General features: G+C 59.0%; 1 protein-coding gene. It reads right to left on the reverse strand.

What is annotated here, in order from left to right; genetic code table 11:
- A partial coding sequence (locus AC1DVH_RS31825) for a YcaO-like family protein (protein ID WP_477757126.1) occupies positions 1-935 on the reverse strand: 935 nt, incomplete at both ends.

The following is a 935-nucleotide window of genomic DNA, read 5'->3' on the forward strand; positions in this document are numbered from 1 at the left end:
GCCATGTACACTTCTTTGCCCATGTCTTCGAGAATGCCGAACAAGGTCGCGGCCTCGTCGACATTGGAGTTTTCGCCTTGACCGGAGAAATCCCACTCAACGAATTCGAAATCCGGTTTGGCACTGAAGAAGCGCCACGAGACCACACCGCTGGAATCGATAAAGTGCTCGACAAAGTTGTTCGGCTCAGTCACTGCCTGACCTTCGAAGGTCGGCTGAGGCAGATCGTTCAGGCCTTCGAAACTGCGACCTTGCAGCAGTTCCGTCAGGCTGCGCTCCAGCGCCACTTCCAGGCTTGGGTGCGCGCCGAACGAGGCAAACACGCCACCGGTACGCGGGTTCATCAAGGTCACGCACATCACCGGGAACTCCCCGCCCAGCGATGCATCCTTGACCAGCACCGGGAAGCCCTGTTCTTCCAGGGCCTGGATACCGGCCAGAATGCCCGGGTACTTCGCCAGCACTTGCTGCGGCACATCCGGCAGGGCCATTTCGCCTTCGAGGATTTCGCGCTTGACCGCGCGCTCGAAGATCTCCGACAGGCACTGCACCTGAGCTTCGGCCAGGGTGTTGCCAGCGCTCATGCCATTACTCAGGAACAGGTTTTCGATCAGGTTGGACGGGAAGTACACCACCTCATTGTCCGACTGGCGCACAAACGGCAGTGAACAAATGCCACGCTGGGTGTTGCCGGAGTTGGTGTCGTACAGATGCGAGCCACGCAGCTCGCCATCCCGGTCGTAAACCTTCAGGCAGTACTCGTCGAGGATTTCAGTCGGCAGTTCGTCCTTCGGGCCAGGCTTGAACCAGCGCTCGTCCGGGTAATGCACAAACGCCGCGTTGGCGATGTCCTCGCCCCAGAACTGATCGTTGTAGAAGAAGTTGCAGTTCAGTCGCTCGATAAACTCGCCCAGTGCCGATGCCAGCGCACCTTC

The sequence above is a fragment of the Pseudomonas sp. P4_C3 genome, assembly GCF_056402075.1.